This is a genomic window from Sutcliffiella rhizosphaerae (assembly GCF_917563925.1).
In the GTDB taxonomy this organism is placed as follows: Bacteria; Bacillota; Bacilli; order Bacillales; family Bacillaceae_I; genus Sutcliffiella_A; species Sutcliffiella_A rhizosphaerae.
The window spans coordinates 38,051-64,235 of sequence record NZ_CAKJTJ010000007.1; the positions used below are offsets into that span (position 1 = coordinate 38,051).

The 26,185-nt window shown below is 38.3% G+C and carries 22 protein-coding genes; 2 read left to right on the top strand and 20 right to left on the bottom strand.

What is annotated here, in order from left to right; genetic code table 11:
* Positions 1 to 6: 6 nt before the first annotated feature.
* The 10 genes from LRP81_RS08520 to LRP81_RS08565 all read right to left on the bottom strand — a co-directional run bounded on the left by LRP81_RS08520 (position 7) and on the right by LRP81_RS08565 (position 9,727).
* Entirely contained in the window at positions 7 to 1,539 is a 1,533-nt protein-coding gene (locus tag LRP81_RS08520) for a tagaturonate reductase (RefSeq protein WP_230500846.1), read from the bottom strand.
* A gap of 172 nt (positions 1,540 to 1,711) precedes the next feature.
* A complete protein-coding gene (locus tag LRP81_RS08525; RefSeq protein WP_230500847.1) occupies positions 1,712 to 1,867 on the bottom strand; it encodes a hypothetical protein in 156 nt (51 codons plus the stop codon).
* 66 nt (positions 1,868 to 1,933) lie between these two features.
* Entirely contained in the window at positions 1,934 to 3,430 is a 1,497-nt protein-coding gene (locus LRP81_RS08530; RefSeq protein WP_230500848.1) for a UxaA family hydrolase, read from the bottom strand.
* A gap of 17 nt (positions 3,431 to 3,447) precedes the next feature.
* Positions 3,448 to 4,401, bottom strand: a complete 954-nt coding sequence (locus tag LRP81_RS08535; RefSeq protein ID WP_230500849.1) for a sugar kinase — start codon at positions 4,399 to 4,401, stop codon at positions 3,448 to 3,450.
* Positions 4,402 to 4,480: 79 nt separating this feature from the next.
* A complete protein-coding gene (gene kduI / locus LRP81_RS08540; protein ID WP_230500850.1) occupies positions 4,481 to 5,314 on the bottom strand; it encodes a 5-dehydro-4-deoxy-D-glucuronate isomerase in 834 nt (277 codons plus the stop codon).
* A gap of 43 nt (positions 5,315 to 5,357) precedes the next feature.
* Complete coding sequence (gene kduD, locus LRP81_RS08545) at positions 5,358 to 6,122, bottom strand: 2-dehydro-3-deoxy-D-gluconate 5-dehydrogenase KduD (protein WP_230500851.1); 765 nt, start codon at positions 6,120 to 6,122, stop codon at positions 5,358 to 5,360.
* A gap of 15 nt (positions 6,123 to 6,137) precedes the next feature.
* The gene (locus tag LRP81_RS08550) at positions 6,138 to 6,776 is read right to left on the bottom strand and encodes a YesL family protein (RefSeq protein ID WP_230500852.1); all 639 of its coding nucleotides are present in this window, start codon (positions 6,774 to 6,776) and stop codon (positions 6,138 to 6,140) included.
* Positions 6,777 to 6,781: 5 nt separating this feature from the next.
* A complete protein-coding gene (locus LRP81_RS08555; protein ID WP_230500853.1) occupies positions 6,782 to 8,068 on the bottom strand; it encodes a Gfo/Idh/MocA family protein in 1,287 nt (428 codons plus the stop codon).
* On the bottom strand, positions 8,065 to 8,595 hold the full coding sequence (locus LRP81_RS08560; protein WP_230500854.1) for a hypothetical protein: 531 nt from the start codon (positions 8,593 to 8,595) through the stop codon (positions 8,065 to 8,067). The genes LRP81_RS08555 and LRP81_RS08560 overlap by 4 nt, the downstream gene beginning before the upstream one ends.
* Positions 8,596 to 8,620: 25 nt before the next feature.
* A complete protein-coding gene (locus tag LRP81_RS08565) occupies positions 8,621 to 9,727 on the bottom strand; it encodes a glycoside hydrolase family 88/105 protein (RefSeq protein WP_230500855.1) in 1,107 nt (368 codons plus the stop codon).
* A 304-nt stretch (positions 9,728 to 10,031) separates the two neighbouring features.
* On the opposite strand from LRP81_RS08565, the gene LRP81_RS08570 reads away from it, so the two are divergent.
* Positions 10,032 to 12,329 carry a helix-turn-helix domain-containing protein gene (locus LRP81_RS08570; RefSeq protein WP_230500856.1) on the top strand — a complete coding sequence of 766 codons (2,298 nt, stop codon included), beginning with the start codon at positions 10,032 to 10,034 and terminating at the stop codon, positions 12,327 to 12,329.
* A 416-nt stretch (positions 12,330 to 12,745) separates the two neighbouring features.
* Here the strand turns inward: LRP81_RS08570 and LRP81_RS08575 are convergent, their stop codons facing one another.
* The 9 genes from LRP81_RS08575 to LRP81_RS08615 are packed head-to-tail and all read right to left on the bottom strand — an operon-like array spanning position 12,746 to position 22,992.
* Entirely contained in the window at positions 12,746 to 14,314 is a 1,569-nt protein-coding gene (locus LRP81_RS08575) for a glycoside hydrolase family 43 protein (protein ID WP_230500857.1), read from the bottom strand.
* Positions 14,295 to 15,869: a glycoside hydrolase family 43 protein gene (locus tag LRP81_RS08580; RefSeq protein ID WP_230500858.1), complete on the bottom strand. Its 1,575-nt coding sequence runs from the start codon at positions 15,867 to 15,869 to the stop codon at positions 14,295 to 14,297. The genes LRP81_RS08575 and LRP81_RS08580 overlap by 20 nt, the downstream gene beginning before the upstream one ends.
* A gap of 18 nt (positions 15,870 to 15,887) precedes the next feature.
* Entirely contained in the window at positions 15,888 to 16,895 is a 1,008-nt protein-coding gene (locus LRP81_RS08585) for a dienelactone hydrolase family protein (RefSeq protein WP_230500859.1), read from the bottom strand.
* Positions 16,879 to 18,426, bottom strand: coding sequence for a glycoside hydrolase family 28 protein (locus LRP81_RS08590; RefSeq protein ID WP_230500860.1), 1,548 nt, complete (start codon positions 18,424 to 18,426; stop codon positions 16,879 to 16,881). Before LRP81_RS08590 ends, LRP81_RS08585 begins: the two co-directional genes overlap by 17 nt.
* 29 nt (positions 18,427 to 18,455) lie before the next feature.
* The gene (locus LRP81_RS08595) at positions 18,456 to 18,761 is read right to left on the bottom strand and encodes a cupin domain-containing protein (RefSeq protein ID WP_230500861.1); all 306 of its coding nucleotides are present in this window, start codon (positions 18,759 to 18,761) and stop codon (positions 18,456 to 18,458) included.
* Between the two features lie 16 nt (positions 18,762 to 18,777).
* A complete protein-coding gene (locus LRP81_RS08600; protein ID WP_230500862.1) occupies positions 18,778 to 19,989 on the bottom strand; it encodes an MFS transporter in 1,212 nt (403 codons plus the stop codon).
* 15 nt (positions 19,990 to 20,004) lie between these two features.
* Positions 20,005 to 21,066 (bottom strand): prenyltransferase/squalene oxidase repeat-containing protein, encoded by a 1,062-nt coding sequence (locus LRP81_RS08605; protein WP_230500863.1) that lies wholly within the window; start codon positions 21,064 to 21,066, stop codon positions 20,005 to 20,007.
* A gap of 60 nt (positions 21,067 to 21,126) precedes the next feature.
* On the bottom strand, positions 21,127 to 22,002 hold the full coding sequence (locus tag LRP81_RS08610) for a carbohydrate ABC transporter permease (RefSeq protein ID WP_230500864.1): 876 nt from the start codon (positions 22,000 to 22,002) through the stop codon (positions 21,127 to 21,129).
* A gap of 21 nt (positions 22,003 to 22,023) precedes the next feature.
* On the bottom strand, positions 22,024 to 22,992 hold the full coding sequence (locus tag LRP81_RS08615; protein WP_230500865.1) for an ABC transporter permease: 969 nt from the start codon (positions 22,990 to 22,992) through the stop codon (positions 22,024 to 22,026).
* Positions 22,993 to 23,245: 253 nt separating this feature from the next.
* On the opposite strand from LRP81_RS08615, the gene LRP81_RS08620 reads away from it, so the two are divergent.
* A complete protein-coding gene (locus LRP81_RS08620) occupies positions 23,246 to 24,127 on the top strand; it encodes a pectinesterase family protein (protein ID WP_230500866.1) in 882 nt (293 codons plus the stop codon).
* 44 nt (positions 24,128 to 24,171) lie between these two features.
* Here the strand turns inward: LRP81_RS08620 and LRP81_RS08625 are convergent, their stop codons facing one another.
* Positions 24,172 to 25,674, bottom strand: a complete 1,503-nt coding sequence (locus tag LRP81_RS08625) for an extracellular solute-binding protein (protein ID WP_230500867.1) — start codon at positions 25,672 to 25,674, stop codon at positions 24,172 to 24,174.
* Between the last annotated feature and the right edge of the window lie 511 nt (positions 25,675 to 26,185).

Consider the following 26,185-nt stretch of genomic DNA (forward strand, 5'->3'; position numbering starts at 1 on the left):
CGGCACTTACTTGCTTTTCTGTTTAACGTTGACCAATTTTCTAACGCTCTCTTCCATTCCTAATGTCAATATCTCTTCGACGTGAAGTGATATTGTTTCATTTAAGTCTGGTATTTCTGCTAGATTCATCCCCCACAGCTCTTCGGCTGTTAGAACAGTGGTTACAAGCTCTTGTATAGTCATCTCATTTTGTTTGAATGCTTCCCAAACATTTTCAAACAGGGAGATAGTTTCTTGGTTATCTCGAATGGTATAGATAGAATCATTTCTTTTTCCAACGAGGAAATCCCCTTCTTTTGTGGTTGATTTATAATAAACCATCAAGGCTGCAAGGGAAAACGTAATTGCTTCTGGCAGTTTGTTTTGATGTACTGCATATTCTTTTAAAGAAGGTACCAGCCTTGATTTGAATTTATACACTGCATTCATACCAATATCGGGTAAATAGTGTTTCGTGTATGGGTTTAAAAAGCGTTCTATTACTGAATCAGCAAAGCTACTTTTTTCCTCTGAATCCATGGAAACATACGGTAGCAATTCCTCATAAAGTCCCTTTTCCACAAACTTCCGAAGATCAGGGTCTTCCATGGCATCTAATACAGTGTCTACGCCTGATAAATAGCTTGCTGCAAACATCATTGTGTGTGGACCGTTTAGTAGTCTCACTTTCATATCCCTTAGCGGTTTCACGTCTCCCCATTTCACATTCAATCCTGCAGCTGTAAATGGAAGTTTTGCCGCAACCGTTTTATCAGCTTCAATTGCAAAAAGATGATAAGGCTCTCCAACTGTCATGAGAACATCCTCATAGCCCAGCATCTGTTGAAACTCTTTTTCATTCCCTCTTGGATAACCTGTTACAATGCGATCCACTAGCGTATTGCAAAATCGGTTCTTTTCCTCTACCCAATTAATAAACGAATTAGGGTATGTCCAATCATTTGCATATTTTAATACGAGATCTTTTAAAACATCACCATTATTCTCTACCAGCTCACATGGGATAATGGTTAAACCTGGTGCCTCCATCTCCCCTAAAGATTTATAGCGATGATATAGAAACCCAGCTAGCTTACCTGGAAAAGAAAGCGGTGCACTCAATCCAGTATAGTCCTCTTTTAAATAGGTAAGCCCAGCTTCTGTTGTATTGGAAAATACAAATTCAATATCAGTTGACTCCGCAACCTTCAAGACTTCCATCCAATCGGAATAAGGGTTAATGCCTCTAGAAATGGACGAAATAATCTCACTGTTATCTACTACTTGACCATTAAGAACCCCTCTTAAGGTTAATGTGTATAAGCTATCTTGCGCATTTAGCTTAGGTACCACTTTGCCGTGTGGAGTAGGTTGAATAGCTACTACTTTTCCGTTAAAAAGGCCTTGCTTGTTCATTTCTTGAATCATCCAATCGACAAACCCTCTTAAAAAATTCCCTTCACCGAACTGGATGATTTTTTCGGGAAGATTATCTTGCGTTTCATAGACGACTTCTTGATTAACATCATCTCGTAAAAGCTTCTTATCTAACTGTCGCAAACTAATCCCTTCTTTCTATCCTGCTCTTTGTGAAAATATCTAATTAAGCTTTGGAAATATCTAAATAACGTGGGAAAATATCTAAATAACGTACGAAACTATCTAAATACCATGTGAAAATATCCAAATAACTAGCTGAGAACTTTTAAAGGTCACAATTTTTATTGGATCGCTAACAGATTGCAAATGACGAAGTGAAATCTTCAGGTAACGTGTCTAAATCTCCAAATACTGCCCCGATATCTCCGAATAACTTGCTAAAATCCCCGAAAACAGCCCAATATCTCCAGATAATGCCTTGATATCCATCCAACCTGCTTAAATCCATAATACATCCCCTATATCTCCAAATGCTAGCCACCGAGGGGAATGCTCCCGTCATAAAACCTCCGTATTATAAAATAACGCCATCTTTAAAGATAGAAATTTCTTTAAATCCATTCTTTTCGTTATGAGTTCTCACTTCTCCTGAAGCTAACTGAATCACATATTCAAATAATTCTTCTGTTACCTCTTCCATACCCTTACCGTCTATTAATTCACCAGCATTAAAGTCAATCCAATTTTTCTTTTTCTGATACAAAGTGGAGTTAGTCGATATTTTCACTGTTGGGACCGGTCCACCAAATGGAGTCCCCCTTCCCGTTGTAAAAAGGACGATATGTGCCCCAGAAGCAGATAAAGCTGTTACAGATACTAGGTCATTTCCTGGACCCTGAAGGAGATTCAATCCAGGATTAGTCACCCTGCCACCGTACGGAAGAACGTCTTCAATCGTAGCAAATCCGCCTTTTTGTACACATCCAAGAGATTTTTCTTCTAATGTTGTAATACCTCCTGCTTTATTACCAGGGGAAGGATTTTCGTAAACGACTTGGTCATGCTTAAGAAAATATTCTTTAAAATCATTAACTAAATTCACTATTTCCGAGAAAACTTTTTCATCTTTTGCTCGCTCCATGAGTAAGGTTTCTGCTCCAAACATTTCTGGTACTTCCGTTAGTACTGTAGTACCTCCATGGGAAATAAGTTTATCTGAAAAAGCCCCAACAAGTGGATTTCCTGTAATACCAGAGAATCCATCAGATCCCCCGCATTTTAAACCTACCTTTAATTTGGATACGGGTACTGGGTGTCTTTGAAAAGCTTTCGCATAATCAGCTAGTTCCGTCAATAATTCAAGACCCTCTTCTAATTCATCCTCTGCATCCTGTACACCAAGGAATCTGACTCTGTTTTCATCAACATCTCCTAGTACCTTTTTAAATGCTGCTAGATGGTTGTTTTCACAGCCTAATCCCAGTACAAGTACGGCAGCGGCATTGGGGTGATGAACAAGGTTACTAAGGATCTTTTGAGTATTATGAAGGTCGTCTCCGAGCTGGGAGCAACCAAATAGATGTGCATAGTGGTAAAAACCATCAATACTTTCATCTAGCAACTGCGTATTACCCATCTTTGCGAGCAGTTCAGCTGTCTTATTAATGCATCCTACCGTGTTAATAATCCAAACCTCATTTCGGATGCCAATCTCACCGTTCTCCCGGACATACCCTTGAAACATTCTCTCTTCCTTATATGCATGTTGAAGTTTTGCTTTTGCAGGAGCATATTCATACTCAAGGGTTCCAGAAAGATTTGTTTTCGTGTTATGGGTATGAACCCACTCCCCCTCATGAATAGAATCACTTGCATGTCCTATTGGATACCCATATTTAATAATGTTTTCACCTGGTTGAATATCCTTTAAGGCGATTTTATGTCCAGCTGGTATCGTGAGCTTTATATTTATGACACGGCCATTTACCTCTATTCTTTCTCCTTCTTGAAATTCCTTTAATGTTACAAGCACATTATCATCTTTATGAACGACTATAAATGATGGTCTCATCTGTTCCTCTCCTTTTCCTAGCGATGAACGTCTTCCATATCTAATTGTTTTGTAAATCTTTCAATTTCTAAACGATCCGGTAATCCTTCAAAGTCACCAGAAACCATTGTTGCCATTGCACCAACAGCATTTCCTCTTAACACAGTCTGTTCTAGGGTTAAACCATCCAAAAGCCCAGATAATACTCCAGCTGCAAATCCATCCCCTGCGCCAACTGGATCAACCACATCTTTTACTGGAAAGCCAGGAACTAGCATGGATTCTTCTTTTGTAAAGTAATACGCTCCTTTGGCTCCAACCTTTAAAACGACGAGTGAACTGCCGTTATCGAGAAATAACTGCCCGAGAGATTCAGGATTATCTACTCCGAACAAGAAGAATCCTTCATCTACTCCCGGTAACACGATATCTGATTGCGCAGCAATCTCTAAAAGAACCTCTCTTGCTTTCTTTTCAGACCAAAGTTTTTTCCTTAAGTTCGGATCAAACACTACGGTTACACCATTCTGTTTCGCGATAGAAATAGCAGATTTTATCGTTTCATAACATGATTCGCTCAGTGCAGGAGTAATACCGGTAAGATGTAAATAACTCGCGTTTTTAATATATGAGGTATCTAGATCGGAAGGTTGGAGCGTACTTGCTGCAGACCCTTTTCGATAGTATTCGACTCTGACATCATTTGATCTTCTTACTTCCTTAAAATAAAGACCTGTAGAAGCGGTTGTACTGTAAGTAACCTGACTTACATCAACACCTTCTCCTCTAATAAAACTGACCATTCCTTTTCCGAATTCATCATTTCCCACCTTACTGATCCAGCCTGATTGGTGACCAAGTCTTGCCAACCCAATTGCAACATTTGACTCTGCACCACCGAATTTCTTGGAGAACGTATGGGCATATTTCATCAAAGGAGAGGATTCCGGCGTGAAAAGTACCATGGATTCGCCTATTGTCACCACGTCCATTATTTATTCCACCTTTCTAGTAGGTTGCGATAGTAGTAGAGATCGAGAAAATAGATCTCGATCTCCAAATAGCATACTTTTATTTCAAATCTTCCATTTTGACAAATTCCATGTCTTTAAACGTATAGTTTTCCCCAGCCATCGCCCAAATGAATGTGTAATTATTCGTTCCCATTCCTGAATGGATGGACCAAGGTGGAGAAATCACCGCTTGTTCATTTTTCACTACAAGGTGGCGAGTTTCATTTGGCTCGCCCATAAGGTGGAACACTCGTGATTCCTCATCCATGTCAAAATACAAGTACACTTCCATTCTGCGGTCATGAATATGAGCAGGCATCGTATTCCACATGTTGTTTGGTTCAAGCAGAGTCATCCCCATCATTAACTGGCAACTTTGCAACCCTTCTTCATGAATATATTTATAGATGGTTCGTTTATTAGATTCACTGTCAGAACCAAGTCTTACAGGCTCCGCTTCTGCAATTGGCAGAACCCGTGTTGGATATTCTTTATGAGCAAGGGCGGAAACAAAATAGAATTTTGCAGGGCTTGATGCATTTAAACTATGAAAAGTCACTTCCTCTTTTCCTAAACCAACATATAAGCAATCTTGCTTATTTAACTCGTATTCCTCTCCATCGACTGTTACTTTCCCTTTTGCACCAATATTAATGATTCCAACTTCTCTTCTTTGCAAAAAGTAATCCGTTTGAAGCGTTTCACTACCCTCTAATTTTAGACTAGACCCTTCGGTAGGAATTGCTCCTCCTGTTACGACACGATCATAGTGAGAATACACCATATTGATTTCACCCGGGATAAATAAAGACTCTATCAAATACTCGCTTCTTAAACGTTCTGTTGTATAAGTTTTTGCATCTTGTGGGCTTGCTGCATAACGTACTTCCATTAGTATCTCTCCTCTATTTTAAAATTGTTTACTAGTTATTTTTCTACCTTGCCATCCATCCTCCATCGACTGTTAGAATGTGGCCGTTTACATAATCTGATGCGTCAGATGCTAGGAAAATGGCCGCTCCAACAAGGTCTTCTGGACTTCCCCATCGACCTGCAGGAATTCTTTGTAGAATAGAAGTATTTCTTTCTTCATTATTTCTAAGTGCCTCTGTATTATTGGTTGCGATATACCCTGGCGCAATTGCATTTACCTGTACTCCGGCATTTGCCCATTCATTTGCTAATGCCTTTGTCAATCCAGCAACAGCATGCTTACTGGAAGTATATCCTGGTACCGTAATCCCACCTTGGAAGGATAACAAGGAAGCGATATTGATGATCTTTCCTCTTTTTCTTTCTAACATTGGCTTGCCAAATTCTTGGCATAATAGAAATACTGAATGTAGATTTGTATCTACCACTGCCTGCCAATCTTCTAGGCTATGTGTTGCCGCAGGTTCTCTTCTAATAATTCCTGCATTATTTACTAAAATGTCTATCTCGTTTTCTGCTAATATTTTTTGACAATTAGATTTGATCTCGTTTACCTTTGATAGATCTATTAAATATGTCCTGTACTCTCCACCTAGCTCCTCAATCTTACTTTCTGTTTCCTGCATATTGTCTTGGTGGCCAACCAACAATACTTTCGCACCTGCCGTGGCAAGACCTAAAGCTATCGCTTGGCCAATTCCTGTGCGTGCACCAGTTACCAATGCTGTTTTTCCTTTTAATGAAAACAAGTTCTGTAAACCACTCATAAGAAATCCTCCTTTTTATACTGGAACGGTTTCTTTCTTCTTTTCTTTTGCATTCATTTTTAAGTAGATTATCTCTGTTACTCCACTCATCATGTATGCAAGTAAACTAGCACCAAAGAATGGAATAATACCTGGGATAAAGAAGAATAGATATTGTAATAGAAAAATTCCAGCTACCATCAATAGTATAAAATGTGGATAAGATAATCCAATTAGTAAAGCTGTTTTTACATATTGGAAAAGCTTTAAATTATATTGAACATACACTTGAAAAATCATTAATATTACGATAAAAAATAGGACACAGAAGAAGAGCATTACATAACGTAAACCGATAGATAGCCAGGCTTCACCTTGAAGTAGGGTTAAATTTAGGTAGAGGAGATAACCTAGTATAAAAAGAAGCATACCGAGCACATTGCTTTTTAAAAATTCCTTTTTATAATAACCCCAAAAAGTTTTAAACACTGGAAGGTCACTAAACCCTTGCCTGTATTTTCTAATCACTGCAAATAGAGCGGTAGTAGCAGGCATTATTCCAAACAGTATTCCACCAAGCAAAGTGAAAAGAATCCAGAGTATATTAAGATAGGCAAGTCTCATTATTACTTGGCTAATGTTGTAAAAGCCTCCCCATAGTCCACCCATTTCCATTCCACTCAGCTCCTTTTATTCTTTATCTCTTTTATGTAGATTGGACGATTTTCCATGCTCGAGCGCCAGACTCCTTCACCAACAGCTATAGAGTAATAGCCTGCTCTTGCGCCAGCCAAAATGTCATATTGCCTTGCTGGATTGGGACCAAGAAATAAATCTTCAAGCAGTAATGGGTCTCCACCTCCATGACCACCTTCTGTGTGGACAACATAGATTGTTTCTTTTGATCCGAACAATGGAAAATAATCAATTGTTTGTTGTTCTGGAATAGGAAATGGAATTCTGCTAGGTTCATGGAACTCCGTTGTCTCCAACCTTCCTTTTGTACCGTTAATAGCTAATTTGTACCCTTCATATGGAGAAGAAAAATTTACTGAATAACTAAGTAAACTTCCTTTATCGTATTTGACAGTTGCCACATAGGTATCTTCAATATCTATTTCCGAATCAAAAATACAGGCATCTGGACGATAGTCGCTGTAGCTGTTTTGGATACTATCTTTATTTGAAAGATGGTCATCCTTCACTTCGGCTTGATTACTCCTAGTGTTCCACCTCATATAGTAGTGACAATCTCCTTGTTCGCTACAGGTTTCACAATGTCTACCATCTACTTTTGATGGATTCAGTTCTCCATTTGAACCATAATAATGTAGATTACCAAAGGAAAAAACTTCAACTGGGTTTTGATCAATCCACCAATTCACCAAATCAAAGTGATGACTGGATTTGTGAATGGACAACCCACCTGAATACTGACGACTTCGATTCCAGCGTTTGAAATAACTTGCACCATGATACGTATCCAGCATCCAATTTAATTCAATAGATGTGATTCTACCAAGTTTGCCCTCCATAATCATTTCTTTAATTTTTCGATGAATCGGACTGTAGCGATAATTAAAGGTGACATAAACAGTTCCTTCACTTTTGGATTCTTCCTCCAACACTTTTAAAGCGTCTTCAACATTTGTCACCATTGGTTTTTCCGTTATTACATCAAGATTAGAGCGAAGCCCTTCAATAATGTAAGAAAAATGAGTGTCATCTCTGCCTGCAACTATAATTGTTTCTGCACCAGTCTCAGAAATCATTTGCTTAAACTGATCTTGATGGAAGAACGGGACATCCTGAAGGATTGGAAACTTCCTTTTACAAATTTCATCTCTCAAAGGATCTACATCGAGTAAACCAACAATGGTGTATTTTCCAGAAAACAGATGTACTATTGGTTCAATAAACATATTTAACGCTCGATTACTTAATCCGCAAATCGCTACTTTTTTCATTGGACTACCCCATCTTTTCCCACTAATGATTTCAATAAACTTAGCGCTTCTTCACTTTTTTTGCTATATATAGGAAGTACAGCTACTAGTTCCGCAGAATCAGGTATTTTATCCAACAAACTTGTTGATACCGGAACTGCATACACTCGCACAACTTTATTGTCATCTTCCGCTTTTAACGCACTATCAATATCTTCCACCATGTCATCAAGTGGGTGTAAACCGACAGGATCGAGTATCGCAGACAGCATCTCTTTTTCTACAATTAAGATATCTCCTGAGTGAGCGACAATGTCTATCATGACTCTTTCCAACATGCCTGGGAAAAGTTTTACAGATACCTTTGTTCCTTCAGGTATGTTATCTATAAATGGATTTTCACCCTTTATGATTGAATCCTGAGGGAGGTTGGTGTAAACAAAGACCTCAACACTTTCACTGTCCTTGTTTTGACAGGCTGTCAAAACAAGGACTAAGAATAGCAAAAGGATTATGCTGATTGTTGATTGTATCTTGCTTTTTTTCATGATTTTCCCTCCCCCTGGCTATATACTATTCGTTACTCAATAGTTTCTCCATCTCCAAGCATGCGAAGATGAACGAGCCTGCACCGTGTAGATCATTTTGACTGCACTCTCTGTTTACGTAATAGTCATACGTTCCGATGGAAGTACCAATACAAATGTCCTTTAGTACCAATTCACCTGAATCAGATTCCTCCACTTTGTGCTGAATCATTCCTTGGAACCCATTTTTTGCAAACTCCGCATACTCTTTGCCTACATACCCTTTAGTCACTGCTTTCGCAATCGTATATACAAACAAACTTGTGCAAGAAGTTTCAAGCCAGTTATCCTCAAGGTGACCCTTATCTATTACTTGATACCATAATCCACTTTCCTTGTCCTGATACTTCGTAATAGATTCTACATACTGTTTCACCACATGAATCCACTCATCACGCTTTGGGTGATTTTCCGGAAGCAAGTCAATCATGTCAATAACAGCTAAACCGTACCATCCAAGTGCTCTTCCCCAAAACTCCGGTGCACAATGGTTTCCGTCATTCACCCATGGCTGTACCCCTTTTTCATCCCAACCGTGATAATACAAGCCTGTTTTTTCATCTTTTGTATGTTTTCTCATAAGTTGTTCCTGATGGATAACCATGTCAACTAACCCAGGCTCATTGAAATCCCTTGCATATGTCAAAGCATACGGTCCACCCATATATAATCCATCAAGCCACATTTGATATGGATATTTGTCTTTATGCCAAAAACCACCTTCATTTGTTACATTTAATGTTGTATATAGGTTGCGTAGCTTTTTTGCAGCAAGTTGATATTTTCTTTCACCAGTACGTTTATAGATAGTAAAAAGTAGCAAACCTGCCTGTATGGCATCTAGCTCGTCTCTTGCAAAATAAAAGTTTCCATTTTCATCTACTAAATGATCTACATAGGATTTTACATAGTCGTAGTATTTTTCATTTGAAGTGTATTCCCATACTCGTTCCATCCCACAAAGAAATACACCTTGATGGTAATGCCATCGATTTGCTGGGGGAAGCTCAGCAGTTGTATACGTGTTCATTAATGTTTCACTTATTTTCTCTGCATAATATAAAGGGGCTTTTATCTTCAGTGTCTCAGCCATTTTAGATTCTCCTTCTCCTCACTTTGTAAGCGATATCATTTTTATAAAAAATTTTTAGCAGAAAATAACAACTATTATTTTTTAAAATTTCTGCCTTTTCTAATTACAATGTTACTTTTTCTCCTCTATTACCGCTACAATCATAAAATGATAATCTTCCAAAATAGCTAGATAACGCAATAATCATAAAATGATATGACATAATGACCACAATATTAGAAAATGATTATGTAGATTTGTTTGGGAAATAGATTATAATTAGTTTACAAACTAGAAATTTTCAGAATATTGACGGAGGGGTGTCATGACTAAAAAGCCGAAAAATTACTACTATAAAATAATAACCTTTACTCTTTTATTGGCTACCATTCCAGTCATTATTGTGGGGTTGTTTTCTTACTTAAAATCTTCTGAAGTAATTCAGAATAACGTTGCAGAAGAAAAATTACAAAGTATCTATCAAATTCAAACAAACATAGAACAGGTTCTAAAAACCGTCGATCATTCTTTAACCTACTTTGTTTCGACAAATCATCTAAACCAGATTCTTAGGGAACCTCTCACTCCCTACCAATTTCAACTCTATAATCAGGCAAAAAAAGAATTGAGCAGTCTTCAAACAAAGGAGACTGGAGTGGAAGACATCATTCTCGTCAGTTTGCAAGAAAGATGGGCTATAAATAACCAAGGCCTTCAGCGCCTGACAGATGAGGAAAATACCGAAATCTATCACAGGTACGTAGAAGAACCTCAAGGTGCTGCTTGGGTATTGGAAAAAAATGAGGAAACGCTTTTTACTAATAGCAGAAGCAATACTTGCACATACCATTTGAACCTTGTGAAACACATGCCATTTACGAGCTCCAATAAAACTGGCATGGCCATTGCTAAAATACCAGCATGTTCATTTAATGATATTATTGCAGTCCAGCCAGAAACAGAAACGACCATTATTCTAGATGATAAATTCCAAGTAGTAGGTCATAGTAATTTCTCTCAGATTTCTGATGATTTTTCCGAACTAGATTACTTAAATCAATTAAAATCAACTGAAGAAAAAACAGGACAATTTAATGTCGATATTAATGGAACCGTTTACAAAATTACGTATCGAAAATCCAACTATAATAATTGGACTTACGTTTCTTTAATAAGTGTCAGCAATCTTAACCAGCAATCAAGTTCTATCGGTTGGTTTACTTTAATCATCTGTTCTGTTTTCCTATTTTTCTCCTTAATTTTCTCTCTCATAGGTTCAAGGAGAATCTATAAACCAATCCACCGTTTGCAGGAAATGGTTTCTAAAGGTATGACATCAAAAACCGGCAGCGAGCATAAAAGTGAATTTGAGCTAATCGAAGATCGTATTCACTATATGCTAGATCAAAACGTGCAACTTGAGAGCAAGTTACAAGGTCAAGTCACTCAGCTGAAACAATTCTTCACAGTCAAGCTGTTGCAAGGAAAAGTAAGTGAGCATGAAATTCAATCTAAGATGCTTTCATATGGCTATAACCAAGAGTGGAAACGATTATGTGTTTTAACCGTACAAATCGACTCTTTGGAAGAATCGATGTTTAACGTCAAGGAAGAAGACCTATTGCTGTTTGCAATTAATACAATGGTAGAAGATTTCATTCCATCCGAAGTCCGCTTGACTCCCATTGTTAAAAACCATACTCAAGTAACCATCATTCAAAGTAACCATCAAACGGATGAAGAGTATACGCTTTACTTGAACAATATAGCTCAGGAAATTCAAACTAAAGTAAAAGAGGAATTAAATTTACCTATCAGCATTGGCATCAGTCTCCCATATGAGAAATTGATTAATACTGGTGCAGCTTATAAAGAAGGGGTAGAGGCATTAAAATACCGGATAAAATTTGATCAGGAATCCATTATCTTTTTCGAAAATCTGGAAAGAGGAACTGCTTTTCACACATACTTCCCTAAACAAATTGAAAATGCCGTATTCGATGCCATTAAAGTTTGCGATAAAGAGAAAGTGGACGAAGAACTTAATAAGTTGTTACGTGTCATTTTGGAAAAAAACCTTAACCATACACAATACAGAATCTCTATTGTCCGCTTCTTAAATAATTTATTGGAACTAATGCAGACATTAGGAATCGATGTGTTGGAACTGGAATACAAAATGTCTATGTTCGATCAATTGTACGAACTAAAGACCTTGAAGGAAATTGAAAATTGGTTTAAGGATATTATTATATATCCACTTATTAACAATGTGGAAGAAAGGACAAACTCTCAATATAAGAATTTGTCAGATAAAATCATCCATATAGTCCAACAGGAGTTTGATTCTGATATTACATTAGAATCCATTGCTACTAGACTGCACTATAATCCAAATTATTTAAGTAGCATTTTCCGGAAAGAAACGAACATGTCCTTCAGTGAGTACCTCTCCCTATATCGTTTAACGACCGCCAAACAATGGCTGGAAGAAACAGATATGTCTGTACGGGAAATCTCGGAGAAACTGAAATATACAAACTCACAAAACTTTATTCGCTCCTTTAAGAAAATCGAAGGCACAACGCCAGGAAAATACCGAGACTTAAAAAGAGCCCAGTAACTAGAAAAGCGGAAGCGCCTTGTTCAGCCCCGACAAGCATAAGACAAGGTGGCAAGAAGGTTGATCTTTACCTTCTTGACGCATTGGCTTATGACCTCGAGGGGCTAGGCGCTGGAGCTAGACAACCCGAAAAGCGGAAGCGCCTTGTTCAGCCCCGACAAGCATAAGACAAGGTGGCGAGAAGGTTGATCTTTACCTTCTTGACGCATTGGCTTATGACCTCGAGGGGCTAGGCGCTGGAGCTAGACAACCCGAAAAGCGAAAGGCGCCCGTTCAGTCACGTACAAACTAACTTTGTCTAGTTTCAACAGCTAGCACCCAAAGCAACGTTTTTATAGTTTTCTAAGTAGATTAAGCCCCCACCCAAAAAGCAGTGAAAAGTTTCTTTTTGGGTTATTCTTTATGAGCTCTTTTCTTTAAATCTCCTTATATTCAAACCAATCAAAATCTGCGTGATTAGTAGAATCCGCACCATTACTGGTAGCGTACATTCCGATATATGCCCCAACAAAACCACCTGCCACATCGGTGCTTAGTATTCGGCCATCTGCATCTTTGAAAAGCTCTTTCCATTCTTCTTCACTGTCACCATAATAAAAAGAATAATCCTGTCCAACTGCCTCCACTTTTACATACAATGTTTTTGATTGGACTATTTGCCCTGCCAGCACTCTATCTTCTCCGGCTTTTCTTTCAATTAGTTGTATTACTTCCGTTTCGTTTATTCTAGTCTTTACAAACCTGAAATGATAATCCGTGCTCTGAAGTAATACAATTCCTGCTGATTCAGATTCAGAAAGTGGGGCAAACTCCATTGCAGACGTGACAGCAAAGTTTTGATGTTGCTGTCTTCTTCCAATAAAGCTTGGATTTAATTCCTCCGTTAGACTTTCTTGCTTGAGCTTAAGGCGGAGATGACTTTCCCTTTCCGTTAAGGACCAAAAATCACCACGTGGTGTACGGATGAAATTCCATTGCTGGCCAAGTGATGCATCGTCAAAATGATCCTTCTCAAGTAATGGTGGAACCTTTTTCTCTTCTAGATTGGGAAAAGGCATCTCCATTTCCACTATACCTTTACCTGGATTCACTAAAGGCCAGCCATCTTCCCATTCAAATGGCACGAGGAAAGATTCTCTCCCAAGGTTTTTATAATCTCCGCCATATGGCCTTGTCCCAAGACAAACCATCCACCAATCTCCCTTATGCGTTTCCACTATATCAGCATGTCCGATACATGTTATCTCATGATTTCGTCCTAAATGGCGATGAGACAGAATAGGATTTCTTTTACAGCCTTCGTAAGGTCCGGTGAGGTTTTTGCTTCTGGCGATGGTTACAGCATGTGTGAAGCCTGTCCCACCTTCCGCAATGATTAAATAATAGTACTCACCAACCTTATAAAGATGTGGTGCTTCTTGTGCGTGAGCATTCTTTAACGCCCCATCCCAAAGGCTGTAGGAAGGACCAACCAACGCTTTTGTTTTCAGATCTAATTCTTGCAGCCAAATTTCCATGTGCTTCTGGTATTGCTGGCCAGATGCTGGTGCGCGATTACCTGTATAATAGACTCTACCGTCATCGTCGAAGAATAAGGACGGATCAATTCCTGGAGCATTATCCAGCCAAAATGGATCTGACCATGGTCCTGCAGGATCTGTAGCTGTCACAAAAAAGTTTTTCCTTGCCCCTGTTTTACTTACAACAAAGGTTGTAATCATATAATATACACCGTTATGGTAACGAATCGTTGGTGCATAAATCCCTTTCGATCCGGGGGTTTCGTCTAAATTTAATTGTGAGGGTCTATCTAATACGTGTCCTATTTGCTGCCAATTGACCAAATCCTTACTATGAAATATAGGGACCCCAGGAAAATACTCAAAGGTTGAAGCTACTAAATAATAATCCTCTCCAACCCTACAGATGGATGGATCAGGATAAAAGCCAGGAAGAATCGGGTTTTTATAAGTTGCTGTTTTCATGATTCTTCTCCTTTCCATATAGAGAAGTATTCGTAAATGTTATCCAATCAACATCTGTATAACCTTCGCCATTCCCTTTACAATACATTCCTATTTGAGCACCTATCCATCTTCCAGGTGTTGCCTTGAACGTATCATGAAAGGTATGATAGTTCTCATTGTCATCTGAATACGCAAAAGAACATTCCTCACCATCCGTTACCTCTATTTTAAAGAACCCCTCAGAATGCTTCATCGCTATAGTGGATATTGTTTTTTCATCCACCACATAAGATAAACTGATTGTGGAAGCTTGTTTTTTCAATATCAAGCCTGCACTTTTTTCTCCACAGATGACATAATAAAATTCATCGCCATCTTTACTCTCAGAGAACGAATACTTAATAATTACGGCAAACTCTTCTGCTGGGAACTTTTGAGTAATAATTTGAGGAACATCCGTGATTTTTTCTGTACCTTCATCAACTGCATATAAACGAAGCCAACCTTTTCGCGCTTCAAGAGAATACCAGTCCTTTTTCCAATTCGCCTTCCATTGCCATTGAAGTCCTAATACAGGATCATTAAAATCATCATTTGTCTGGGGTACGACTATTTCACCCTTCGTATCAACGTTAGGTTTTTTGTATGTTAACACCGGTTCTCCAATTCCGTCTTCATTATGATTCACTCCCATTTTCGGCCAATCGTTTTCCCAGGTCATCGGCTGCATATGAGTGATACGTCCATATGCTCCTTTATCCTGAAAATGAATAAACCAGGAGTCGCCATTTAAAAGTTCCACCCATCCTCCTTGATGCGGTCCATTTATTGCTGTATTCCCTTGTGCCAAAACTACTTTATCTTCATAAGGACCAAAAATATGGTTGGATCGTAATACAGTTTGCCAACCTGTTGCCACTCCCCCTGCTGGAGCGAAAATGTAATAATATCCGTTGCGTTTGTACAGCTTTGGCCCCTCAATGGTAGGGTGGTTCAAGTTTCCATCAAATACTATTTTCCCTTCCCCAATAAGGGAAGTTCCGTCTTCAGTCATTCTGATAATTTGGAGAATGCTTTTAAAGCCTATTCTGCTTTTAGCGAATGCATTTACTAAATACGCATTGCCATCTTCATCCCAAAAAGGACATGGATCAATCCATCCTTTAACTTCCTTTACTAAATGAAAAGGGGACCACTCTTTGAAAGGATCTTTTGTTTTACTCATAAAAATCCCTTCATCTGGAGCACCAAAGAACACCCAATAATACCCGTTATGATAACGGATGCTTGGTGCCCATACTCCATCTCCATGCTGTGGGCAATCATATCTTTCATAAGGAAACATTTGGCTAACATGATTAATAACCTTCCAATTCACAAGATCTTTAGAGTGTAAGACAGGTAGACATGGTGACATGTTGAAGCTTGAAGCCACCATAAAAAAATCATCTCCAACACGGATGACATCAGGATCTGAATAATCAGCATGAATGATAGGATTTTGATAAAAGCCATTTCCTAAATCACCAGACCAAACTGGTTTTATTGTTGAATTTATTGTCGCTTTTCCCATTTCGTGAACCCCCATTTCTTACTGTTGTAGCTGCGTTAACAGCCAGTCGTATGATTTCTCTCCACAGATTTCATGACCACCATTAAAATAATGAGCTTCCATCTTGGAATTAAACGCATGATAAATTTCTGTCAATGTTTGTACAGCAGTTTGCGCTTCTTGTATTGGAAATACTTGATCCTTATATCCTGATTCGATAAAAAGTGCTCTTGGTGCTATTAATCCTATTAATTCAGGCATTTCTGCATGTTTTAGAATAGATGGCACATAATTATCCAGACAATGATTACGATCCATAATACTGCCTTTGAATGTATTCGTATAACCACTTATAACCGTTGCGATGATTCTTTGATCTACTATGCTAGTAAAGGCACTCACTAAACCGCCTCCAGATAACCCCATACACCCGATCTTGGTGATATCAATATCCTCTCTAGTAGATAAGTAATCAAGCATTCTTCTACATTCAAATACTCTAAGTCCAGGAAGTGTTTTTCCCATTAAGAGTAGACTGCTTGCTAGCTGGAAGCAGGAATTCGCAATAGGAGGTTCGTCCGCAGTCACCTTACTTGTCCTTCTATCCCCGAATCCTATCAATTCAGGCGCCGCAACGATAACCCCCCGCTTAACCAAGGCAACAGCAAAGTTTTTATGAATGCCATCCTCCTCCGTTTCACTGCCATCAGGATTCAAGCCTACAATTTCTTTACTTCCATATCCGTGTCCATGCAAGGCCAGTACAACTGGAAATGGTTTGTTTCTATCTATTATTGGGATTAATAAATAAAATGGCATCCAAAGGTCAGGATAAGTCTCCATAGTCATACGTATCCTTGTGTAGCCCTCTTCCTCCCTAACCTCTAAAATTCTTGGCTTTTCCACTTGTGGATGGATTGAGAAATTCCCAAGTAGCTCTTTAAATTCTTCCAAAAGCTTCTCTTTCCACTTTGGGTTATAGGTCTTTGTGTGAGAAGTTAGTTTTTCACCATATAGGTTGTCTAAAAACTTATCTGGATTCCACACCTGATTTATATCCTCCTATATGAATGACTGAACTGTTTTCTTTGCTGAAATATTCTTTTTCTAGCTGGAAAACCTGACGACCAGAAAGGAAAACATCATCACTGTGCTTCACTGTAACTACTGGTGTGTTGGAATGAACATTTTTCATGGTAAGATTCACTATCTCTGCTTCCTTTACCTCATCGAGTGCCAAAGCTGGTCCTTGACGTGTTTCCACTCTTACACGGTCCATTTCCAATCCATTGATGTATTTTGCATAAATACCTTCTCCAGCCATTGTGATTATTTCCTTCACCATATCTGGTTCTCCGCCTTTTTCTTGTGGATCCATTGTCATTTCCACATGTATGTTGTGCATGAGAATGCCCTCCACTGGCATTTCTGGTAATCCATAAAAAAATCCAGCTGCTGCACGGCAATTTTTTGCAGTAATATTGCTTAGTTTAATATGTCTCACTACTGGAGTTTTTTCTGTTACGGGAATGGCTTCATTAAGTGTCATTGTTTCATCATTTTCATCGACTCCATATCGATAAAAAGAGTTGATGGCAAACGGGCAAAAAACATCTTCCATAAACACATTATTTACAAGGATATTTTCAATATAAGCACCACGGGCTCTATTCGTCTTAATACGTATTCCTCTGTCAGTTCCGATAAATACGCAGTTGCTTACCGTTACATTGCGAATTCCGCCAGAATTTTCACTACCCATCACTACTCCACCATGACCGTGAAGCATCGTGCAGTTTGTAACAGTTACGTTTTCAGTAGGTCTTCCGACTCTTCTGCCGTCTTCATTAATACCGGACTTTAAACAAAGGCAATCGTCCCCGACATCGAAATGACAATTGGATATTCTAACGTTTGAGCAGGAGTCCACATCAAAACCATCCCCATTTGGTGTATCAGAAGGATTCTTAAAGGCCACATCATGTACCGTTACATTGTTACAGTAGACTAGATGCGTATTCCAGAATGGGGAGTTCTGTAAAGTTACACCTTCAAGAGTCACGCGTTCACAATTTTTCAATTGTAAAAGTGGAGGTCGCAAAAATTGAGAATCCCATTCTACTAAATTCGTTGATTTTGGATCTAAAAGTCCTTGATTCCTTTCTCTAATTTGCTCAGTTACCACCGTTGAATAAGGCTGTCCTTGTTTTAACTTATGGTTAATTTTCCACCACGCTTTTCCTTGACCATCAATTATCCCTTTTCCTTTAATAGATACATTTGTTAAGCTATCCCCAAAAATAAGGGGGGAAAATCCGTAACACTCATAACCCGACCACCTTGTAGATACAGGGGGATAGGCATCAAATTCATCTGTAAATAAAAGAGTGGCGCCAGCTTCCAAAAATAAGGTGATGTTACTTTTTAGTTCAATTGGCCCAGTTAAGAATGTCCCTGAAGGAATATATACAGTTCCTCCTCCACTTTCGGCACAATCCTTAATGGCTTTTGCAATGTGTGTTGTATTAATGGTCGAACCGTCACCTACAGCACCGTATTTTGTAATAGTGATTTCCAATTTAGTAACCTCCTATATTAAAGCTGCCTTTATAGTAAATCTTCTCTTAAAGGTGTGAATGCATCCAAAAGGGTACTTGACTCCAAAGCTACTACGCCATGAACCACTCCACTTGGGATAAATAATGACTCCCCTTGTGTTAAAACAATATTTTTATCACCAAGAGTAAATTGTAGCTTTCCTTTTAAACAGTAGGTGTATTGTTCATGTGGATGGCTATGAGCAGCACCTACAGCCCCCTCTTCGAACTGAACCTCCATCATCATCATGTTCTTTCCAGGTGGATGTATCTTTCTTCTGACTCCGGTTTCAACCTCTTCCCAAGTTCCAATCATTTGTTTTGCCCCTTCCTTATTTTTCTTTTGCCAACCAAGGTATAAGCATTTGAACACCCATTAGAAACAATATAATCCATGGAATAGTGTCCTTATTAATTTCAGTGGAAAACATCATGAAAATAACGATTCCAAGACCTCTACCAATATTGATAATGGATTCTCGTAGCACAACTGACTCCACTCTAAAATTTTCTCTTAACGGAATATAATCCAGCCACTTGTAGTAATGAACGGCATATGTATTTGCCTGCAAAGGCTTAAAAAGGGAACCGAAGGACATGAATAGCACTACCGTCCATACCGAAATATCCCACATTAGAAACAGCGTCGAGAATGTCATCCCAAAAGCTGCAAGGAATAAATACGTTTTTGTAGCATCCAACCGTGCAAACCTAGCTATCACGTAACTTGCCACGATTGATAACGTAAGAAATAACACATTCATATAACCAACAAAGCTTTCATTTGGGAAAATATCATATAAAAGAATGTGTGGAATATACATCAGAACTCCTTGCGGAAACCCGATAATAAACCATCCGAATAGAACTAAGGCAAAGCTCGGTCGTTTTTTTAAAATGGCTGGTAGAAATTTCATGTAGTAGGTCTTATGATGTGTCGACTCTTTATTCATCCGAAGACTACCCATGGCTGCAACTAAAAACATTAGAAAAGCTAAGGAAAAGACGATAATATACCCTGACAATTCGGAGTACATGCTAATGACAAAGCCTGCAAGTGCAGGTCCAATAAGATTTGCTCCACTCATTGTGATTTGGTTCCAGCCAAAGTATCTGTGGCGATTGGCATTATTGGATACATCATAAACAAGTGTGAAATATCCGATCCAATAGGCAGCTTGTGAGATCCCTTTTAATAAAGCAAATAAATAGAAATACTCTACCATCAATTCTTTCGTAAGGACGATACACAAATAAAAAAAGGCAGTCAGAAAGATTCCATACCGATACATGGTCAACCTGTCCCGCTGCTTTGCCATTTTTCCAAGAAAAAGGGTCATAATCCCTTGTGTAAGAATGGCAATTAGATTGAACAACCCGTTAATTAAAAGGCTATTCGTCAGTCGCCATAAGTAGAGATTGATAAAAATGATAGAAAGGGAATTTCCGAACTGGAATACACTCTGATTCACTAATGTGATTACAGCCTGTTCGGAAAATCTCTTTTCTTTTGGTACTTTGAACATCTTTAGATTTATGTTCATAGAAGAACACTTCTCTCATTGTATGAGTTTATAAAAATTACTTGATCCGTAAACTGGAGCACATTCCTCTCCAGCTAATTCGTAACATTGCATCCTAATTAACACAGCTTGTGTACTAGCATTCATATCCCCTTCATAAAGCCCCTCACTTAAATGAACTGCTTCAGGCATATCAGGATAAGCACCGTCTTTTACTTGTGCAACATTTGGCGCAGTCGGCGAATTACCTAACTCCCTAGAAAAACCGCCATCAGCCCTCTTCAGTTTTTTCATGTTATGTGCTGTTATGTCTATCATTTCTATTAACTCTTCTCTTGAAATGTTAGGTTTCATGTACGCCAATAGATTAATAGGATTACGTATATAGCACATATCCTCTGCTTCTTCCGTTCTTAAACAAGTTAAGATAGATTGATATATTTTATCTGTATTTGGCATCGGAATATTGAATTTACTATAGAAGGTATGCAGCTTGAACGTACCTGATATTCTCACATAAAGACTACCCTCTCCCCATAAACCGGTCTCAGGATCTTGTATGCTCTCTAAATATGCCACAGCTTCGTCCAAGAAAGGTCTTTGCTCCTTCTCGTCCATATCTCCTATATAAACGCAGGAGGTGGCAAGTAAATCGCATCCCCGCCAACTGTTACTCAAATCTATGCTTTTCCACTTTTCCAAATAACTTTGTGTAGACGTAACATATTCTGGTGCTGATTTTGCATGAAGTGGAAGCTGGTACTTCGGTGAACTTCCAAGCTTTGAAAGAGAACCCTTCGTATAGCTTAAAGCCCTATGTACCATTACTTCATCCTTTTTCATAGCAGGGTTTTCATCGTAAAAATACCCAGAACGAACATGCTGTTTTCCCTGAAAGAAAGCGATCATTTGATTTTTCTGATCCTCAGACATATTCTCTAAGATATTATTGCGAATCAAAATGTTCAGCCCTTGGGAAGTTGATTCAATGTCCGGTACAAATGAAGGATTTCCCTTTGCGCTTTGAGCATAGTAGAATCCACCTGTACCGGAATCATATTGCCCTGCTAACCAAGGAATAAAACCATCGAATAACATGTCCAGTTTCTCCAAACTTTCCAGAACCCTCATGATTTAACACACTTCCCTTTCAATTGATTATTCTTTCACAGACCCTAACAAAGCTCCCTTTGTAAAATGTTTCTGCAAGAATGGATAGACAAGTAATACTGGAATGGTAGCTACTACGATTACGGCCATCTTAACTGTAATTTCAGGTGGGGCTACATCCATCAACTCAGAGCCGTCATAATTTATTCCAGTTGCCAATACTACAATTTGTCTTAAAAGGACTTGAACTGGCCATTTAGAAGCATCATTCAAGTAAAGAATCGCATGCATATATGTGTTCCAATATGTTACTGCATAAAACAACGAAATCGTTGCAATAGCTGGCATAGAGCAAGGAATCACTATCCGGAACAAGGTTCCAAAATCACTACATCCGTCAATTCGAGCTGCCTCCTCTAATGAATCTGGCATATTTTGAAAAAAGCTCTTTAAGATGATTAAGTTAAACGCATTCAGCGTAACCGGAATTACAAGAGCTGCTAAAGTATCAAGCAATCCAGTGTATTTAACAATAAGAAATGTTGGTATCATTCCACCATTAAAAAGCATGGTAAACACAACGAAGAATAATAGAAATCTTCTCCCTACCAGATCTTTTCTGGACAAGCCGTAAGCTGTCAAGATGGAAAAGAACATACTCCATAATGTCCCTAAAACAGTAACTCCGATGGAAACACCCATCGCTTTAAATATTGTATCTGTGGAAAAAATATATCTATATGCATCCAGACTTAACACAGTGGGAAACAGAAGGAATTTCTTCTCTGCCAGCTCCGCATTGGTCGCAAAGGATGCTGCAATAACATGTAAAAATGGCAATACTGTAATTAAAGCAATGGCTCCTAGTAGAAAGAGGTTCGTATAGTTAAACAGACGACCTCCCAATGTTTTATCATCCACCATTTTTTCCGCCTCCTTTGACTGTTAATATACGCCTTCTTCTCCTGCTTTTTTCGCTAACCAGTTTGCTATAACAACGAGAATCAATCCTACAATGCCTTTAAAGAATCCAACTGCAGTACTGTAGCTAAATTGACCTTGTTGAAGTCCGACACGATAAACATACGTATCAAATATCTCTCCAACTTCCCTGTTGGAAGCATTCAATAGTAAGTAAACATGTTCAAATCCAAGTTCAAGGACGTCACCAATTTTCAAAATTAATAGAACCACAATAACCCCTTTAATAGCTGGTAATGTAATATGCCACATCATTTGAAGCCTTGTTGCACCATCTATTCTAGCTGCTTCATATAACTGCGGATTTACAGCAGCAATCGCAGCAAGGAAAATAATGGTTCCCCATCCTGCCTCTCTCCAAATTACTTGAAGAATGTACATTGGTCTGAACCAATCCGGATTTAGTAGAAAGTTAATTTTATTAAACCCTAGCCACTCTATAATTCCGTTTACAAGTCCCCCATCAAGTGTCAACATGACAAAACTGATGGAAACAATAACAACCCAAGACATGAAGTGAGGAATATAAATAAGCGTTTGAACTCCTCTTTTAAAGAGCTCAATTCTTACCTCATTTAACATAAGCGCAATGATAATTGGAATTGGGAAAAAGATAAATAAGTTTAAAGCAAATAATATAAGAGTGTTTCGGAAAATATTCCAGAAGTCAGGGTCTGTGAACAGTCTATTAAAATGCTGAAATCCTACCCATTCACTCCCAAGTATTCCTAAGTATGGTTTATAATCCTGAAAGGAAATGATTAATCCATACATAGGAATGTACTTATAAATGAAAAAGTACAATATTCCTGGTAAGATCATTAGATAGATCATTCGATTTTTCCAAATTTGCTTTTTCAATTCTGCCCGCCTGTCTATTTTTGGCGGTGTTATTGGATTCTGATTTAAAGCTACGTTGTTCTCCGTTTTCATGGCATCTCTACCTCTCCCCAGTTTTTTTCCATAATGCCCCTTCCCTAACAAATATAAAAAGTGATATTGCTTTGTATATTCAAATCATAGGACAGCGCTTTCATAACGTATATAATCATCACAGTATATAGAAAGCGTAAAACCTAAATCTGATGGGGAATCATGGCGAAAACCTAACAAACTGATTATCCGAAAATACAGAATTTTATTTATAATGTGAGCATCACACAATTTTTTTGGAAGGAGTTTTTCCATGCAATATATAACTGTATCCCAGGATGGTTTATCAGATTTTGACACTATTCAAGCAGCTATTGATTCCATTCGGGTCCATCCATTGGAACCTGTGACTGTCCTGATCAAAAATGGAGAGTATAAGGAACGAGTCATAATCCCAGAGAATAAATCACCTATTACGTTACAGGGGGAAAGTTCTGAAAAAACGATTATTACCTTTCATCGTTGTGCAACGATGAAGGATAAAAAGGGGCAACCAATTGGCACCTTTCAAACGGCCGTTGTCACATCTTTTGCAGATAATATTAGAATAGAAAACTTGACTATCGTAAACAGTGCAGGTTATGGACATGAGATTGGCCAAGCCCTTGCTCTCTATATATCCGGGGATAAAAGCACCATAAAAGAAGTCAAGTTATTAGGTAACCAAGATACACTTTATGCAAGCAAGGGAAAACAACTATATAAGAATTGTTATATTGAAGGACATGTTGACTTTATCTTTGGAGCTGCATCCGCTATTTTTCACCAATGCGAGATTCATAGTTTACGAAAAGGCTATATTACAGCAGCATCAACACCTGAAGATGCCCCTTATGGTTTTGTATTCATTGATTGTAAATTAACAGGGGTTGCGACAGATGACTCTGTCTTTTTAGGAAGACCGTGGCGACCTTATGCACATACCATATTTATTAATACTTGGATGGGATCACATATAAAACAGGTTGGATGGGATAATTGGAGAAATATGGAGAACGAATCTACAAGCTACTACGGAGAATTTGAATCGACTGGACCTGGAGCCTTTACTGAAGCTCGGGTTTCCTGGTCAAAAGCTTTAACAAAAGAAGAAGCAGATACCTACGAAATTCATAGGTTGTTATCTAATTGGTAATAAAAACAGGAGGCGAATAGTTTATGCCTCCTGTTTTTTGTTATTTAATTACCAGCAGATTCGTTAAACTCATCAATGATTTGCTGACCACCGTCATTCAACCATCTCTGAACCGCTTTTTCGAATCCATCCTTATCAATTTGACGAAGAATGTATTGATACGAAGCATCTTGAATGATGGTTCGTAATCTCTCTCCATTGGCTAAGAATGCATCGGAATCAAGCGTTAGTGTCGGATCAATAATCAAATAGTTCTCATTATCGATAAATAGTTCTTCTGATTTTGCTTTTGGTTCAAACGTATGGAACCCTTCAAAGCGACCGTTATTTTCTGGCTCTCCAATTTCAATTGCTTGGAAAGGTTTTACTTCACGATCGTTTTTCGCAGTATCTTCAGCAGGTTTACCCATACCGTTCTCCACTGTATAATGCTCTCCTTCGATACCCCAGAAAATTAAGTTGGATACTTCTGGAGTCATTAAATCATCAAAGAATTGTAGGATTCTTTTTAATTCCTCTTCAGACTTTACAGAAGATTTCGGGAACATAACTACGTTTCCGTAACCAGGAAGACTCCAAATTCCATAATCACCTTGTGGGCCTTCTACATAGTTGTGTACATCTACCTCTGCGTCTGGGTGTACTTTTGCTAAATCATTATATAGTGTTTGGACATCTCCCATAGAACCTACATAAATACCAGCAGTTCCATTAATGAACAATGCTTGCTGATCATTTTTACTTGTAACAGGGAAGTCTTGGTTCATATAACCGTTCTCATGCATATCTTTGAAGAAATCAAGTGTTTCCATATATTCAGGGAACATGAATGAAGGCTTTAATTTTCCATCTTCATCCTCTCCCCACTCATTCGGCGTACCGAACCAAGATGCCACTGTATAGAACGCTCCGTAAACTAAATCACTACGGTCCGTTAAACCGATAGTATCCTTTTTACCTGTCTTGTTAGGATCGTTTTCAGTGAATTGCTTTGCCATTTCAAAAAACTCTTCTGTTGTAGTTGGAGCTGATAATCCTAAATTATCTGCCCAATCCTTACGATAGATAATTCCTTGACGTGAAAGAGGTCTTCCTTGATACAAAGAATAAATTTTGTCATCTACTTTTGTATTTTCAAGAACTTGCTCTTTCAGCTTACTTAAGTTTTCATACTCATCCAAATAAGGTCCAATTTCCCAGAACTGATCGTCACGGATTGCATCCTTAAATTGATTAAAAGTAGTTTGGTTTTTCATGAAAACTGCTTGTGGAAGAGATCCTGTTGCAAATGCAGTGTTCAGTCTTTCTTCATAGTTATTATCTGGTACCCATTGAAACTCCAATTTTGTATTTGTTTTTTCTTCAAGCAATGTTTTGATTTTATCCTGAGGCACTTCTGGTGTATGAAGATTAGCCATGATAGAGATAGAAAATGGCTTATCAGGATCAATCTCTGTATTTGAAGCGCTTTCATTATTACATGCACTGACAAATACCAGCATCAAGGCAAGAAGTAAAAATGCAAATGATTTTTTCTTTACATTCATTTTTGAATACCCCCACGTTAATTGATAACTAATTTAATGATAGATTACTAAAGCCTAGTTTGTACATATCAACTTTACTTTTAGGTAAGATTACCAAAAGCCCCATAAAAGAATGCGCTTTCATTTAAGCTAATTATTTTCCCCCTTCCGAATCCATTTTAAGACGAACGCTCATACATCACGTTGCGTTATCTATACTTGTCTTACTTTCAATTTAATTCAGAATTTTCAATTAGAATATAATCAATTGCTCATATCATCACTTCTATCCTTGATATAATAACCTTTTCATCTTGCATGCTGATGAAATGATTAGGGGTTAACACAAAAAAAGCTGACAGAGGTCAGCTTCAGACTGTTGACAAACCCAAATTATTTGTAGACTTGCATTTAACTGTTGATCTTCGTTGCAGACGCTTCGCTTTCCGCGGGCGGTCCGGGAACCTCCTCGGGCTTGCGCCCTGCGGGGTTTCCCATGTCCCTTCCTCCCGCAGGAGTCTTCGCGTCTTTC

Bases quoted from the DNA above. Each gene is read 5' to 3' on its own strand.
- LRP81_RS08525 (WP_230500847.1), bottom strand. From the start codon at position 1,867: ATGGATTTAAGCAGGTTGGATGGATATCAAGGCATTATCTGGAGATAT.
- LRP81_RS08530 (WP_230500848.1), bottom strand. From the start codon at position 3,430: ATGAGACCATCATTTATAGTCGTTCATAAAGATGATAATGTGCTTGTA.
- LRP81_RS08535 (WP_230500849.1), bottom strand. From the start codon at position 4,401: ATGGACGTGGTGACAATAGGCGAATCCATGGTACTTTTCACGCCGGAA.
- kduI (WP_230500850.1), bottom strand. From the start codon at position 5,314: ATGGAAGTACGTTATGCAGCAAGCCCACAAGATGCAAAAACTTATACA.
- kduD (WP_230500851.1), bottom strand. From the start codon at position 6,122: ATGAGTGGTTTACAGAACTTGTTTTCATTAAAAGGAAAAACAGCATTG.
- LRP81_RS08550 (WP_230500852.1), bottom strand. From the start codon at position 6,776: ATGGAAATGGGTGGACTATGGGGAGGCTTTTACAACATTAGCCAAGTA.
- LRP81_RS08555 (WP_230500853.1), bottom strand. From the start codon at position 8,068: ATGAAAAAAGTAGCGATTTGCGGATTAAGTAATCGAGCGTTAAATATG.
- LRP81_RS08560 (WP_230500854.1), bottom strand. From the start codon at position 8,595: ATGAAAAAAAGCAAGATACAATCAACAATCAGCATAATCCTTTTGCTA.
- LRP81_RS08565 (WP_230500855.1), bottom strand. From the start codon at position 9,727: ATGGCTGAGACACTGAAGATAAAAGCCCCTTTATATTATGCAGAGAAA.
- LRP81_RS08570 (WP_230500856.1), top strand. From the start codon at position 10,032: ATGACTAAAAAGCCGAAAAATTACTACTATAAAATAATAACCTTTACT.
- LRP81_RS08575 (WP_230500857.1), bottom strand. From the start codon at position 14,314: ATGAAAACAGCAACTTATAAAAACCCGATTCTTCCTGGCTTTTATCCT.
- LRP81_RS08580 (WP_230500858.1), bottom strand. From the start codon at position 15,869: ATGGGAAAAGCGACAATAAATTCAACAATAAAACCAGTTTGGTCTGGT.
- LRP81_RS08595 (WP_230500861.1), bottom strand. From the start codon at position 18,761: ATGATTGGAACTTGGGAAGAGGTTGAAACCGGAGTCAGAAGAAAGATA.
- LRP81_RS08600 (WP_230500862.1), bottom strand. From the start codon at position 19,989: ATGAACATAAATCTAAAGATGTTCAAAGTACCAAAAGAAAAGAGATTT.
- LRP81_RS08605 (WP_230500863.1), bottom strand. From the start codon at position 21,066: ATGTTATTCGATGGTTTTATTCCTTGGTTAGCAGGGCAATATGATTCC.
- LRP81_RS08610 (WP_230500864.1), bottom strand. From the start codon at position 22,002: ATGGTGGATGATAAAACATTGGGAGGTCGTCTGTTTAACTATACGAAC.
- LRP81_RS08615 (WP_230500865.1), bottom strand. From the start codon at position 22,992: ATGAAAACGGAGAACAACGTAGCTTTAAATCAGAATCCAATAACACCG.
- LRP81_RS08620 (WP_230500866.1), top strand. From the start codon at position 23,246: ATGCAATATATAACTGTATCCCAGGATGGTTTATCAGATTTTGACACT.
- LRP81_RS08625 (WP_230500867.1), bottom strand. From the start codon at position 25,674: ATGAATGTAAAGAAAAAATCATTTGCATTTTTACTTCTTGCCTTGATG.